The sequence below is a fragment of the Streptomyces sp. NPDC102462 genome (assembly GCF_044765425.1).
Classification (GTDB): Bacteria; Actinomycetota; Actinomycetes; order Streptomycetales; family Streptomycetaceae; genus Streptomyces.
Window position 1 is genome coordinate 34,243 of record NZ_JBIWKB010000034.1, and the last position, 13,704, is coordinate 47,946.

General features: G+C 71.6%; 14 protein-coding genes and 1 tRNA gene. 13 read left to right on the top strand and 2 right to left on the bottom strand.

Going from position 1 to position 13,704, the window contains the following annotated elements; translation table 11 throughout:
• Positions 1 to 533: 533 nt before the first annotated feature.
• Complete coding sequence (locus ACIRFL_RS26690) at positions 534 to 1,976, bottom strand: polysaccharide pyruvyl transferase family protein (protein WP_404033203.1); 1,443 nt, start codon at positions 1,974 to 1,976, stop codon at positions 534 to 536.
• A gap of 213 nt (positions 1,977 to 2,189) precedes the next feature.
• On the opposite strand from ACIRFL_RS26690, the gene proB reads away from it, so the two are divergent.
• The 5 genes from proB to ACIRFL_RS26715 all read left to right on the top strand — a co-directional run bounded on the left by proB (position 2,190) and on the right by ACIRFL_RS26715 (position 7,028).
• Positions 2,190 to 3,296 (top strand): glutamate 5-kinase, encoded by a 1,107-nt coding sequence (gene proB / locus ACIRFL_RS26695; protein WP_404033358.1) that lies wholly within the window; start codon positions 2,190 to 2,192, stop codon positions 3,294 to 3,296.
• Positions 3,297 to 3,435: 139 nt separating this feature from the next.
• On the top strand, positions 3,436 to 3,864 hold the full coding sequence (locus tag ACIRFL_RS26700) for a hypothetical protein (RefSeq protein ID WP_388712005.1): 429 nt from the start codon (positions 3,436 to 3,438) through the stop codon (positions 3,862 to 3,864).
• A gap of 60 nt (positions 3,865 to 3,924) precedes the next feature.
• Positions 3,925 to 5,208: a glutamate-5-semialdehyde dehydrogenase gene (locus tag ACIRFL_RS26705; RefSeq protein ID WP_404033206.1), complete on the top strand. Its 1,284-nt coding sequence runs from the start codon at positions 3,925 to 3,927 to the stop codon at positions 5,206 to 5,208.
• Positions 5,209 to 5,271: 63 nt separating this feature from the next.
• Positions 5,272 to 5,868, top strand: a complete 597-nt coding sequence (locus ACIRFL_RS26710; protein ID WP_404033208.1) for a hypothetical protein — start codon at positions 5,272 to 5,274, stop codon at positions 5,866 to 5,868.
• An 89-nt stretch (positions 5,869 to 5,957) separates the two neighbouring features.
• A complete protein-coding gene (locus tag ACIRFL_RS26715) occupies positions 5,958 to 7,028 on the top strand; it encodes a hypothetical protein (protein WP_404033211.1) in 1,071 nt (356 codons plus the stop codon).
• Positions 7,029 to 7,516: 488 nt separating this feature from the next.
• Here ACIRFL_RS26715 and ACIRFL_RS26720 read toward each other — a convergent pair whose 3' ends face one another.
• Positions 7,517 to 8,614, bottom strand: a complete 1,098-nt coding sequence (locus ACIRFL_RS26720; protein WP_404033360.1) for a M48 family metallopeptidase — start codon at positions 8,612 to 8,614, stop codon at positions 7,517 to 7,519.
• A gap of 103 nt (positions 8,615 to 8,717) precedes the next feature.
• On the opposite strand from ACIRFL_RS26720, the gene ACIRFL_RS26725 reads away from it, so the two are divergent.
• From ACIRFL_RS26725 to ACIRFL_RS26760, 8 genes are all read left to right on the top strand, one after another.
• Entirely contained in the window at positions 8,718 to 8,879 is a 162-nt protein-coding gene (locus ACIRFL_RS26725; RefSeq protein ID WP_404033214.1) for a hypothetical protein, read from the top strand.
• A gap of 167 nt (positions 8,880 to 9,046) precedes the next feature.
• Entirely contained in the window at positions 9,047 to 9,211 is a 165-nt protein-coding gene (locus tag ACIRFL_RS26730) for a hypothetical protein (RefSeq protein ID WP_351730430.1), read from the top strand.
• An 80-nt stretch (positions 9,212 to 9,291) separates the two neighbouring features.
• Entirely contained in the window at positions 9,292 to 9,978 is a 687-nt protein-coding gene (nadD, locus tag ACIRFL_RS26735; RefSeq protein WP_388712026.1) for a nicotinate-nucleotide adenylyltransferase, read from the top strand.
• Positions 9,979 to 9,994: 16 nt separating this feature from the next.
• Positions 9,995 to 11,701, top strand: a complete 1,707-nt coding sequence (locus ACIRFL_RS26740) for a LytR C-terminal domain-containing protein (RefSeq protein ID WP_404033218.1) — start codon at positions 9,995 to 9,997, stop codon at positions 11,699 to 11,701.
• A gap of 213 nt (positions 11,702 to 11,914) precedes the next feature.
• Complete coding sequence (rsfS, locus tag ACIRFL_RS26745) at positions 11,915 to 12,361, top strand: ribosome silencing factor (RefSeq protein WP_404033221.1); 447 nt, start codon at positions 11,915 to 11,917, stop codon at positions 12,359 to 12,361.
• On the top strand, positions 12,358 to 13,026 hold the full coding sequence (locus tag ACIRFL_RS26750) for a histidine phosphatase family protein (protein ID WP_404033224.1): 669 nt from the start codon (positions 12,358 to 12,360) through the stop codon (positions 13,024 to 13,026). The genes rsfS and ACIRFL_RS26750 overlap by 4 nt, the downstream gene beginning before the upstream one ends.
• 115 nt (positions 13,027 to 13,141) lie before the next feature.
• Positions 13,142 to 13,214: transfer RNA gene (locus ACIRFL_RS26755), tRNA-Ala, on the top strand.
• Positions 13,215 to 13,529: 315 nt separating this feature from the next.
• Entirely contained in the window at positions 13,530 to 13,703 is a 174-nt protein-coding gene (locus tag ACIRFL_RS26760; protein WP_388712037.1) for a hypothetical protein, read from the top strand.
• Position 13,704: the final 1 nt, after the last annotated feature.

Genomic DNA, 13,704 nt, shown 5'->3' on the forward strand with positions numbered 1-13,704 from the left:
CCCGTCGGCGGCTCCGGCACAGCAGCGGCCTGAGGGGGCCGGCCTGGGCGGGCCTGGAGGGCCGGTGCGGGCGCGTACGCAAGCATTCCGGTCCCCTGAGCCAACTCCCGCCCGGGGCGCGCCTGTTGGCTTCGAGGGGCCGCTTATGGGGTCGTGCGGGACGGGGGTCGAGGGGGCTGGGGGCGGGTGGTTCGAGCGCCGGTTCTGAGGGCTTCGGGCGGCGGCCCTCGGTCAAGTCCGCCGCGCGCCCGTCGGCGGCTCCGGCACAGCAGCGGCCTGAGGGGGCCGGCCTGGGCGGGCCTGGAGGGCCGGTGCGGGCGCGTACGCAAGCATTCCGGTCCCCGGGAGCCAACTCCCGCCCGGAGCACGCCTGTTGGCTTCGAGGGGGGCCTCCGGGGGCGCCGCGTGGGGCTTCGGTGTGGTGGCGGGTCGGGGCTGGTGGGGCTCAGGCGGCCGGAACCCGGGGTGCGGGCAGGGGGCGTACGCCGGTTCCGAGGGCGACCGGTGGGTTGCCCTCGGGGGGGTGCGTCCGGTCAGCTCGGCTGCTGGCGGCCCGGCTGGAGGGCGCGGCGCAGCGGGCGGCCCACCGCGCGGCGGGCGCGGCGGTAGACCGACGCCGTCGACGGCGCCGCGGCGGCCACCTTGGCGGTGGTCTTGGCGCCGGCCTTGACCCGCGCCAGCTCGCGCTTCAACTGGGCGTTGTCCGCTGTCAGTTCGCCCACCCGGCGGTGCAGCCAGCTCATCCGGGACAGCAGCGAAGCGGGGTCCGTGTCGAGCCAGGGACGCACCCCCGGAGGGAACGTCAGCGCCCGTATCCGCTCCTCGAACGCCGCCCCGCCGTCGCCGTGCGTGAACGTGTTCTCAAGACCGTTCTTGTCCAGGAACGCCGTGAACCGCTCGAACCGCTCCCGATGGCCCCCGACCAGCCCCGTGAAGTCGGCCTGTTCGTACAGCCGCGCCGGGTCCGCGGACCCGGGGTCCTTGACCACCTGGTCGAGCTGCCGGTACGGGATGTCGAAGTAGCGGCACAACTCCAGCGTCCGCGAGTCCCCGCACAGCACCGTCGCGGGCGTCCCGGCCAGCAGTGCCGCGATGTTGCCGTGGATCCGGGAGCCGAAGGAGAAGTCGAACCCGCGCAGGTCGTCGATCCAGGTGACGGGGTCGATATAGACCCGTACCTTGTCCTCCCCGTACATCGGGTGGTCCGGATGCGTCGGCATCCCGGTCACCTTGCCGTTCGGGTCCGACAGGTCCCGCCAGTGCAACTGCCGTGCGTCGCTGAGGTTCTGGCCGACGAAACGCAGGTCCGGGTAGCGCCCGTGGGTGCGCATGATGACCTCGTCGAGGCCGGCCTTCACCGCGCTGTGCGAACCGTTGATCGCGATCCGCGAGTCCGGCGTCAGCTCCGGCGTCCGCTTGTGCACGTCGAGTCGAAGGCCGTTCAGGAACAGCGAGGGGCAGCCGATGACCTCGACGTCCCGGAAGCCCATGTCCTTGAGGTACTGCTCGGTGAACTCGCCGCGCACACCGATCGAGGCGCTGCGGTCCAGCACCGCGGCACAGAAGTCCCGCACGGCGGGCTCGATCCGCTTCAGCCGCGCCGGGTCGTAGCTCACCCCGGTCTGCGCGCCGACCCCGAGCACCACCACGGGGATCTTCAGCCGGGAGATGAGCCGCGTCAGCCGGTTGAGGCCGCCCTCGAACGACGGCCGGAAGGCGTTGGCCAACGGCACCACGAAGGCGTCGTACTCCTCGTTGATCCTGGCCGCCTTGGACGCGTCCGCCCCGATGCCGTTGGAGACGACCTCGGTGTCCGGCGTCTGAAGGATCTTGTGCGCGGCATCGCTGAAGATCAGGTTGCCGGCGTTGGTGGCGATGACGTCCCGGTGGAGGGCCTCCTCCAGCGACACGACGTCGTAGGGACTCTTCCCCGATCTGAGGAGTATGCGCTTGGCACGACGAACTGTTTGTGGCACAAGGTTCAAGTTAAGTTTGCATCCGCTTTAATTTCTATACGCAATCAGTGCAACCTTTTGGCTCTGTGCGAAACGTGTTCGCCCGGTCACGCACCGTCTGTCCGGGGAGTGAAACGCCGCGCGGCCCGGTATCCCGTTCGCGTAGATTGCCGCACAGGGCAGCCGGACCTGATCGAGGGGACAGAGCGCAAGGTGGCAAGGGCAAGGCAGGCCGTGGGTGAGGCCCGCAGGATCGTCGTCAAGGTGGGCTCCTCCTCGCTGACCACCGCCTCGGGCGGCCTGGACGCCGACCGTGTCGACGCGCTCGTCGACGTCCTCGCCCGCAGCCGCAGAGGCGGGGAACGCGAGATCGTCCTGGTCTCCTCCGGCGCCATCGCCGCCGGCCTCGCACCGCTGGGCCTGCGCCGCCGCCCCAAGGACCTCGCCCGCCAGCAGGCGGCGGCCAGCGTCGGCCAGGGCCTGCTCGTCGCCCGCTACACCGCCTCCTTCGCCCGCTACGGCGTGCGGGTCGGCCAGGTCCTGCTCACCTCGGACGACATGAGCCGCCGCGCCCACCACCGCAACGCCTCCCGCACCCTCGACAAGCTCCTCGCCATGGGCGCCCTGCCTGTCGTGAACGAGAACGACACCGTCGCCACCGCCGAGATCCGCTTCGGCGACAACGACCGCCTCGCCGCCCTCGTCGCCCACCTCGTCCACGCCGACCTCCTGGTGCTGCTGTCCGACGTGGATGGCGTCTACGACGGCGACCCCACCAGGCACGGGACCTCGCGGATAGCGGAGGTGCGTGGCCCCGCCGACCTCCAAGGCGTCGAGATCGGCAGCGCCGGCCGGGCCGGGGTCGGCACCGGCGGCATGGTCACCAAGGTCGAGGCCGCCCGGATCGCGGCCGCGGCCGGCATCCCCGTGGTGCTCACCAGCGCCGTGCACGCCGCCGTCGCGCTGGCCGGCGGCGACACCGGCACCTACTTCCACCCCACCGGCAAGCGCTCCGCCGACCGGCTGCTGTGGCTGCAGCACGCCTCCACCCCGCAGGGCTCGCTGACCCTGGACGACGGCGCGGTGCAGGCGGTCGTGCACCGCCGTACCTCGCTGCTGCCCGCCGGGATCGCCGCTGTCGAGGGCGAGTTCAGCGCCGGTGACCCGGTGGAACTGCGCGACACCCGGGGGCACGCGGTGGCCCGCGGCCTCGTCAACTTCGACGCCAAGGAGATCCCCCAGCTGCTCGGACGTTCGACCCGGGAACTGGCGCGCGAGCTGGGCCGGGCGTACGAACGCGAGGTCGTACACAGGGACGATCTGGTGATCCTGCACCCGTAAAACGGGCCGTAACGACGCCCCCGGTGGGGGACGTTCCGTAAAACCGCCACGCGGAGCCGCGCGGCCTGCTCAACTTTGTTCCAGAAACGTGCCTCAGCGGCACGATCATCAGTCCGACGCTGGGTTGAAGGAGGCCGTCGTGAGGCGAGTGCGCCCTGGGGCTGCGGCGTCCCGTGGTGCTCTGACGAGTGTCGCGGCCGGGGAGTCCTACGAGGAGCCGAAGGACCTGCCCCGCCTGTGGCACGTCACCCTCAGCGTCTCCGGCGAGGCGGTACCCCTGAAGGAGCTGCGCCGCGGTCTTGAACAGCTCGCCCATGACCACCCCTTCCTGCTGACCAGCAGATACGCCAACGATCACGCCGAGATCCGCTACTGGGAAGAGGCCCGTGACCTGCACGACGCGGCGGCCGTCGCGCTGCGCCTGTGGGGTGAGCACCGGCAGACCGCGGGACTGCCCCCGTGGGAGATCGTCGGCCTGGAGGTCATCGACCGCGAGACCTACCACCAGCGCATCGCCGACGGCTACGGCCCGGCACCCGCGACCCCGGTCGGGGTTCATCCCTTTTGACCTGTCTCGCGGTGTGGAACGACCCCCGTCCGGCCCCGCACCGCGCACTACGCTTCCCTCATGACCACGCTCTCGCCGTACGACGCCATGTCCCCGGTCACCCAGGCCGCCTACCGCGCCCAGGCCGCGGCCGCCGACCTCGCGCCGCTGCCCCGCGCCGTGAAGGACGACGCGCTGCTCGCCGTCGCGGACGCCCTGGAGGTCAGGACCGGCGAGATCGTCGAGGCCAACGCCAAGGACGTGGCCAAGGCCCGCGAGGCCGGCACCAGCGAGGCGATCGTCGACCGGCTGACCCTCACCCCGGAGCGGGTGCGGGCCATCGCCGCCGACGTCCGGCACGTCGCCGCGCTGCCCGACCCGGTCGGCGAGGTCGTCCGCGGCTCCACCCTGCCCAACGGCATCGACCTGCGCCAGGTCCGCGTGCCGCTCGGCGTGGTCGGCATCATCTACGAGGCCCGCCCGAACGTCACCGCGGACGCCGCCGCGCTGTGCCTGAAGTCCGGCAACGCGGTCCTGCTGCGCGGCTCGGCCTCCGCCTACGAGTCGAACACCGCGCTGGTCCGGGTGATCCGGGACGCCGTCGGCGGGGCCGGGCTGCCCGCCGACGCCGTGCAGCTCGTGCCCGGCGAGAGCCGTGAGAGCGTCCGCGAGCTGATGCGCGCCCGCGGCCTGGTCGACGTCCTCATCCCGCGCGGCGGCGCCTCCCTCATCCGCACGGTCGTCTCCGAGTCCACGGTGCCCGTCATCGAGACCGGCACCGGAAACTGCCACGTCTACGTCGACGCCCAGGCCGACCTCGACATGGCCGTCGAGATCCTGATCAACTCCAAGGCCCAGCGGGTCAGCGTCTGCAACGCCGCCGAGACCCTGCTGGTCCACCAGGACATCGCCGCCGCCTTCCTGCCGCGCGCCCTGGACGCCCTCGCCGAGGCCGGCGTCACCGTCCACGCCGACGAGCGTGTCCTCGCCTACGCCGAGGGCTCCAAGGCCACCGTGGTCGAGGCGACCCCGGAGGACTGGGAGACCGAGTACCTCTCCTACGACATCGCCGCCGCGGTCGTGGACTCGCTGGACAAGGCCGTCGAACACATCCGGCTGTGGACGTCGGGCCACACCGAGGCGATCGTCACCACCTCGCAGCAGGCGGCCCGCCGCTTCACCCAGCTGGTGGACTCCACCACCGTCGCCGTGAACGCCTCCACCCGCTTCACCGACGGCGGCCAGTTCGGCTTCGGCGCGGAGATCGGCATCTCCACGCAGAAGCTGCACGCCCGCGGGCCCATGGGCCTGCCGGAGCTGACCAGCACCAAGTACATCGTGACCGGTGACGGACACGTGCGCTGACCGGGACGCCCCGCCCCGAAGGCGTCTCAGCAGGCGGATGAATTTCCATACCGTCTGCCCAAATTGACCCCCCAGGTCTACTCTGGAGTGGTGCCGGAGGACGTGGGGGGCACGCCGTTCCCTGACGGCTGGGAGCCCGACGACGACCACGACCACGGGGTGTCGGACGAAGAGTTCGCCTCCGTGGTGTTCGACGAGGCCTTCGTACGGGCGGCCGTGGTGCACGAGCCGACCGCCGTCGAACGCCTCCTGGCCGCCGCACAGGCGAGAGCCGACGCCTCCGAGGCGGAGGCCCGCCGCGCCCACGCCCGAGGCGAGCGGTACGACGAGGGGTACGGCCCCGACGGACACGGTTTCGGCCATGACCACGACCTCGACGACTGGGACGACTCCGACGATCCGGACGGCCACTACGGCGCTGCGGGCTACGGCAGGCACGTCCGCTGGCACCGCCCCGTCGCCTGGGTGCTCGCCGTCGTGATGGGCGTCGGCATGGTCGCGCTGGCCTTCGCCGCGGTCTACCGCGGCGCCTCCTCGGGCAGCCGGGACCAGGTCCCGCCGCCCGCCTCCACCGGGCTTGAGCAGGGCACGGCGGCGGTCCCCTCCGGCCCCGCCGAGCAGCCCCAGCCGGCCGTCTCCGCGGTGCCCCGCACACCCTGAACACCGGCGTACGCCTGTGGTGAGAGCCTGTCAGAACTTGTCGTGTACCAGGGCGTTTACCTGAGCCTCCTGGGACCTACTCTGAAAGTATGGGCGGGCCTGGAGACCCACCTGAGGGGACACCCGAGGGCGCTCCCGGTGGTGGGGAGGACGAGTACCGATCCGTCGTCTTCGACGAGTCGTTCGTCCGCGCTGCCCGCCTCCAGGAGTACTCCGCGCAGGAGCGCATGGCCGACCACGCGCCCGCCGTGCGCCGCCGTCCGCATCTGTACCGCGGGCTGTCCCGGCAGGCCCTGATCCTCGTCGTGCTGATCGCCGTCGCCTTCGGCACGGCGATCTACATGGGCGTGCGGCACCCCTACGGCGCACCCCGGGTCCGGGAAGCCGTCGCCCCCCTGCGCATGACCGTCATCCCGCTCGCCCCGCAGGGGAAGGTGCCCGGGGCGAGCGACGCCGAATACCTGTACGAGCACAGCCCCGCGGCACAGTTCAGCGTCGGTGCCGAGGGCATTCCGCTGCCCGCCTCCCGGCGCACCGAGCACTTCTCCGAAAGCCAGGTCCTGACCGCCCTGACCACGGCGAAGGACTACCTCGTCAGCTCCTCGCTCGACCCCGAGGTGCTGGACGGCAGCCAGATCCGGCCCGCGCGCATGCTGCTCAACCCGGACCAACTCGACCAGTTCGACCAGAGCTTCCAGCATCCCGCCGCGGACGGGCGGCACGCGGCCACCGGATGGCTGGTCCGCTTCGACCCCACCCGGGCCCGGCTGGCCGACCAGAAGATCCGGGTGCAGGGCTCGCTGCAGGCTATCGAGACGGACTCGGCGACCCTGGAGGTCACCGCGGACCACACCTTCGTCTACGCGCTCAAGCCCACCGGCTCCGGCGACAAGGCACGGGTCTCCCTGTTCACCGTCCGCCGCGAGCTGACCTTCCGGTTCGGCCAGGACGACCTGCGGCTGCACCAGGTGCAGCTGGCCGTCTCCTCCATGCAGGCGGGCCCCCTGTCCTGCGCGGAGGACTCCGCCGGCCATCTGCGCCCGCTCCTGGCCGGTCAGACCGCCAAGGCGGGCGGCCCGGCAGGCACGGACCCCTACGCGACGGGAACGGTAACGGCCCTGTGCGGCACCCTGGCGACCACGGCCCAACCGACCCCGTAAACCGGGCCGGCCCTAGGCAGCGACACCCCACTGCGGCCCGTCCTGTGACCCGCTTCATGGCCGGTGCGGGGCTCGGCCGTGGGCCGCTCTCAGAGCATGACCGTGGGCCTGTCGCGGGGCGCGGTTCGGGGCCAGTCCCGGGCCATGACACTTCGTGCCGTTCGTCGGGCCCGGCTGCGGCCCGTCCTGCGGCGCCTCGACGTTCCCCGGCCGTCGTGGGGCTCAAATGCGGGCCGGTCCCAGGACGCGGCCTTGCGGTCGCGCGCCTTCGGGCCCGGCGCGGGGCATGGCCCCGGCCCGTCATGGGGTGCGGTCCTCGGCCTGTCCTGGGCCACGCCGCCGCCGGCCCACTCTGCCGCGTGCCCCGGGCCCGTCCTGTGGTGTGCCCCAGCCTCAGTCTGTGGTTCGGGTGGGTTGGGGTCCCGGGGCCGTAGCCGTCGGCCGACCCGTCGGTGGGTTCCGGCCCGGCGCCGGAAGGGCTGGTGTGGTCAGTGGTCGGTGTCGGTGTCGGTGTCGCCGGGAGGCGTGTTCTTCGGTGGGGGCGAGCTGGTGAAGCCGTCGAAGCCTCGGCGTACCCGGCCGCCCAGGTTGCCGGCGCCGCCCGCGAGGTCCGAGACCAGCTTCATCAGCGGGTCCTTGGAGCTCTTCACATCGCTGGCGTAACTGGCCGCGGACTCCTTGAACGAGTCACTGACCGAGGTGTCCTTGTCCTCGTCGCGCCGCGGATAGTGACCGTCCATGATCCGCTGGTAGTCCCGGCTCTCGGCCCACCGCTTCAGCTCGGCCGCGCGGACCGTGGTGAAGGGATGCGAACGGGGCAGCACGTTCAGGATCTTCAGCACCGAGTCGCGCAGGTCACCCCCCGCCTCGTACTCCTCGGCCTGCTTAAGGAACGCGTCCACGTTCATCTCGTGCAGATGGTTGCCGCCGGCTATCTTCATCAGGCCGCGCATCGAGGCCCGCAGATCCTGCCCCACCAGCAGACCCGCCCGGTCCGCCGACAGCTCCGACTTGCGGAACCACTCCCGCAGCGCGGTCACGATCGCCATGATCGCGAGATTGCCCAGCGGGATCCAGGCGACCTTGAGCGCGAGGGTGGTCAGGAACAGCAGGATCGTGCGGTACACCGCGTGCCCGGACAGGGCGTGCCCCACCTCGTGGCCGACGACCGCCCGCATCTCCTCCTCGTCGAGCAGTTCGACCAGGCCGGTGGTGACGACGATGATCGGCTCGTCCAGGCCGATGCACATCGCGTTCGGCTGCGGGTCCTGGGTGACGTACATCGGCGGGACCTTCTCCAGGTCCAGGATGTAGCAGGCGTCCCGCAACATGTCGTTGAGGTGCGCGAACTGCTGGTCCGAGACGCGCACCGAGTCGGACAGGAACAGCAGGCGCAGGCTCCGCTCCGGAAGCAGCCCGCTGAGCGCCTTGAAGACCGTGTCGAAGCCGCTCAGCCGGCGCAGCGCCACCAGGGCGGAACGGTCGGCGGGGTGCTCGTACGCACGCGAGGAGATTCCGGGGAAGCGCCTGCGCTGTCTGCTCGGCACGTGCTCGTGCCCGTGGTGCTCATGGCCGTCGTCGGTCATGTCGTCCCCCATGTGCGTTGGTGTGCCCGATGTGCCCCCGAGGCGGGGCCCAGCCTAGGCGGAGATACCGTGGACGGGCAGTACAGCCGAAGGAGTCCACATCATGGAGCACACCCCCGCGACCGCCTGGCTGGTCGAGGCCGCCGACGCCGCACCGCAGCACGGGGCGGGGAATCTGCTCCGGATCGTCCTGGTCGTGATGGTCCTGGGTTGTGTGGTGACCGCTTGGTTCCTGCTACGCGGGTACAAGCAGAAGGACGACTGAGCCCCCGGGAAGGTTCCCCGCCTCCCGGAAGGTCCCCCGCCTCGGGGAACGATCCCGCCGTTCCCCGTCCGTCCGCGACGGCGGAGTCGGCGTGATCGCCGCGGCGGCGCCCGCTTACCATGGGCCGACATCTTTATCCCGCCCACACCGGATAGGTTCTGCCGAAGATGAGCTTCCACAGCACCGCTGCCCAGCTGGCCACCCTCGCCGCCGAGGGCGAGGAGCGCGGCGGCAACCACGAAAGCCTCAGCCCGCTCGTGACGGGTGGCAGCGCGCTGCTCATCCTGTTGCTCCTGCTGTGGATCACCACCCGCTTCAACCGCGACCGCTGAACCCGGCGGCCCGTCCCGGGGACCGTACCCGGGGGTCTGACGGGCGGACCCCGTGGACCGGGCCGGTAGGGTCTGCACGCATGGGAGAGCAGGACATGCCTACCGGCCCGGCGGTCGACGCGACGAGCGGCACGGTGCGGACCCCGCAGGACCGTCCGGGCGGCGGCCCCGCGCACTCGGGCAAGCGCCGTCTCGGCGTCATGGGCGGAACGTTCGACCCGATCCACCACGGGCACCTGGTGGCGGCCAGCGAGGTCGCCGCGCAGTTCCACCTCGACGAGGTGGTGTTCGTGCCCACCGGCCAGCCCTGGCAGAAGTCCCACCGCAAGGTCTCGCCGGCGGAGGACCGCTATCTGATGACGGTCATCGCGACCGCCGAGAACCCGCAGTTCTCGGTCAGCCGCATCGACATCGACCGCGGCGGCCCCACATACACCGTGGACACCCTGCGTGACCTGCGCGCACTCAACCCGGACACGGATCTCTTCTTCATCACCGGTGCCGACGCCCTCGCCCAGCTGCTGACCTGGCGGGACACCGAGGAACTGTTCTCCCTCGCGCACTTCATCGGGGTCACCCGCCCCGGCCACCACCTGACCGACGCCGGACTCCCGGAGGGCGGCGTCTCGCTCGTCGAGGTTCCCGCGCTGGCCATCTCCTCCACAGACTGCCGTGCGAGAGTCGCCAAGGGCGATCCCATCTGGTACATGGTGCCGGACGGAGTCGTGCGCTACATCGACAAGCGCGAGCTGTACCGCGGCGAGTGAGCCGAGAGGGGCACCGGTGAACGACCGATACGACCCGGGGTACGGGGGCGACCAGTACGAACTCGTCGGCTACGACGAGTACGGGCAGCCCGTGTACCGCCAGATCCCGGCACAGCAGACCCCCCAGCAGGCGTACGACCCGTACGCGCAGCAGGGCTACGGCTACGACCCGTACGCGACGGGGCAGCAGCAGCCCGTGCCGCCGTACGAGCCCTACGACACCGGCGGGCAGCAGCCCGTGCCGCCGTACGACTCCTACGACTCGGCCTACGATCCGTACGGCACCGGCGGGACGCCCACCGCGGGCGGCACCGCCGCCTACGACCCCTACGGGCAGCCGGCGGGCGCCCAGCAGCAGCCCCGGGCCGCTGAGCAGACCGCCCACATCCCGCAGCAGCCCGGCCCGTCCGAGGTGCCGGACGAGTCCCAGGCCGGCCGCGAACGGGACTACCGCACCGAGCAGTTCGCCTTCGTGGAGGAGCCGGACGGTGACTCCGAGGACGTCATCGACTGGCTGAAGTTCACCGAGAACCGCACCGAACGCCGCGAGGAGGCCCGCCGCCGCGCCCGCAGCCGCGTCATCGCCCTGGTCGTCGTCCTCGCCCTGGTCGCAGCCGGCGGCGTCGGCTACCTCTGGTACGCCGGGAAGCTGCCCGGCCTGTCCTCGTCGGACGCCGGGTCCGGCACCTCGACGGCGGTCGGCGCCCAGAAGCGCGATGTGATCGTCGTCCATCTGCACAACACCGCGAAGGGCGGCACCTCCACGGCGCTGCTCGTCGACAACACCACCACCAAGCAGGCCACCACCGTCCTGCTGCCGAACTCCCTCAGCCTGTCCGACGACTCAGGCGCCGTGACCACCCTCGCCAAGTCGGTCGACGACGACGGCTCCGGCGGCACCCGCGACCAGCTCGACACCGTCCTCGGCACGAACATCGAGGGCACCTGGCGGCTGGACACCCCCTACCTGCAGAACCTCGTCGAACTCGTCGGCAACATCGACATCGACACCAACACCGACGTCCCCGACCCGGACGGCAAGAAGAAGGGCAGCGCCCCGCTCGTCCACAAGGGCAAGAGCCAGACCCTCAGCGGCAAGGCGGCCGTCGCCTACGCCACCTACCGCGGCTCCGGCGAGGCCGAGAACGCCCAGCTGGAGCGGTTCGGCCAGGTCCTGCAGGGCGTGCTGCGCAAGATGTCCTCCGACGCCGAGGCCGCGACCGTCACCGTGCAGACGCTGGGGCAGATCATCGAACCGCCGCTGTCCGACAAGAACCTCGGCGCGTTCCTCGCGAGGCTCGCCGATCTCGCCAAGGGCGGCGACTACCAGACGGCCCTGCTGCCCGTGCAGTCCGACGGCACGCTCAGCGCCCAGACCAGCGCAGGCGTCGTCAAGGACATCCTCGGCGGCACCGCGAAGAGCCCCGACCAGGGCTCGGCCGTCCGGGTCTCCGTACAGAACGCCACCGGCGTCAAGGACAACACCGGCAAGGCCCGCGTGGTCCTCCTCAACGGCGGCTTCACCTTCCTGGAGGGCGGCACCGCGGACGCCGCCGAGGCCGCGTCGAAGGTGCTCTACTCCGATGCCGCCCACAAGGACGACGCCACCGAGGTCGCCAAGACCCTGGGCCTGCCCGACGGAGCCGTGACGAAGGGCACGGTCGCCTCGAACGCCGACGTCTCGGTGGTCCTGGGCCAGGACTACAAGTCGTCGTCCTCCTGACGGGCGGCGCCGGAAGGCCGCGCGGGCACCCCCGGGTGCTGCGCGCGCCCCCAGGTGCGGGCGTGCACCCCAGGTGATCCGATAATCACGTGGGGTGCCCCCGGTGGTCCGTGAGACCCTTGATGGCGAGTGACCGCCGACGGGCCGTGCCGAGTCGGGGTCGCCGCCACACCCGCAGCCGACCTGTGCCCCCGACCGAAAGCCAGCCTTGTAGTGACCGCCACCGATCGTTCCCTCGCTCTCGTCAACACCGCCGCCCAGGCGGCCGCCGACAAGCTCGCCCACGACGTCATCGCCTACGACGTGAGCGATGTGCTGTCGATCACGGACGCCTTCCTGCTGGCCTCCGCGCCCAACGACCGCCAGGTCAAGTCCATCGTCGACGAGATCGAGGAGCGGCTCCAGAAGGAACTCGGCGCCAAACCGGTGCGCCGCGAGGGCGACCGCGAGGCCCGCTGGGTCCTGCTCGACTACGTCGACATCGTCGTCCACGTCCAGCACAGCGAGGAGCGCGTCTTCTACGCCCTGGAGCGGCTGTGGAAGGACTGCCCCGAGATCGAGCTGCCGGCCGACGCCAAGGCCACCCGCGGCAAGGCGGAGGAGCACGCACGGCTGCGGGCCGCCGAGGAGGCGGCCGAGGCGGGCGGGGAGTGGCGATGAGCGCCACCGGCGAGGTGACCGGCCGCACCGGCCGGGGACGGCGCATCATCCTGTGGCGGCACGGCCAGACCGCCTGGAACGTGGAGCGCCGCTTCCAGGGCACCACGGACGTCGAGCTGACCGAGACCGGCGTCGGCCAGGCCCGCCGCGCCGCCCGGCTGCTCGTCTCCCTGCGGCCCGACGCGATCGTCGCCTCGGACCTGCGGCGGGCCGCGCACACGGCCGCCGAGCTGTCCGCGCTCACCGGCCTCGACGTGACCCGCGACGAGGCGCTGCGCGAGACCTACGCGGGCGTCTGGCAGGGGCTGACGCACGAGGAGATCATCGACCGGTACGGCGCGGAGTACGCCGCGTGGAAGCGCGGCGAGCCGGTCCGGCGCGGCGGCGGCGAACTGGAGACGGAGGTCGCCGACCGGGCGGCCCCCGTCGTGCTGCGGCACGCCGAGAAGCTGCCCGAGGACGGCACGCTCGTCGTGGTCAGCCACGGCGGCACCATCCGCACCACCATCGGGCGTCTCCTCGGCCTTGAGGCCCGGCACTGGGAGAGCTTCGGCGGTCTGTCCAACTGCTGCTGGTCCGTCCTCGGCGAAGGCGCCCGCGGCTGGCGCCTCCTGGAGCACAACGCGGGCACCCTCCCGGAGCCCGTCCTCGGCGACGACGACTGAGCCCGGCCAGGGCCCGGACCTGGATTTCACTTTCCGGCAGGTCGCAGGCTAAAGTTCTTCTTGTTCGCCCCGCCGAGCGGGGAGAGAAACCATGCGGCCGAGCCGCGTGGCGCAAGGGGCTATAGCTCAGTTGGTAGAGCGCCTGCATGGCATGCAGGAGGTCAGGAGTTCAATTCTCCTTAGCTCCACACGCATTGAGATCATCAAAAGCGCCCCGTCCGACGACGGGGCGCTTTTGTGTTGCCCGGCCGCCGAGCGGAGGCCGGGGCGGCCGGCTGGTCGGTGTCGTTCGGCGCACTGTTCTCGCACCGGCTTGAGTCACTTGGGGCCCCGCGGGCGTATACCTCCGCGGAGGCGCTTTGAGCGTGCGCAGGGCGCCGGCCGGTCCGGCCGCGGCGGCTGCCGTGTCCGGACTGGTACTGAGGCGTCGCTGACCGTATTGGTCCGGCCGTGGCAGAATCAAACGGCCGGAAGGGGGCGCGGCCCGACGGGAGGGAGTAGCGATGCCTGCGAGCATCCTCGAGGAGGGCGGCCACCTCCTCGACGCGGCGTTGATACGGGACACGGCCACCCGGCTCAGCTGCCCTTCCTGCGGTTCCGCGCACGTGGCCCAAGTCCTGGGCGACAACGGCGGAATCTCCTACGTGTGCACGGCCTGCGGCCACAGCTGGAGCTGAT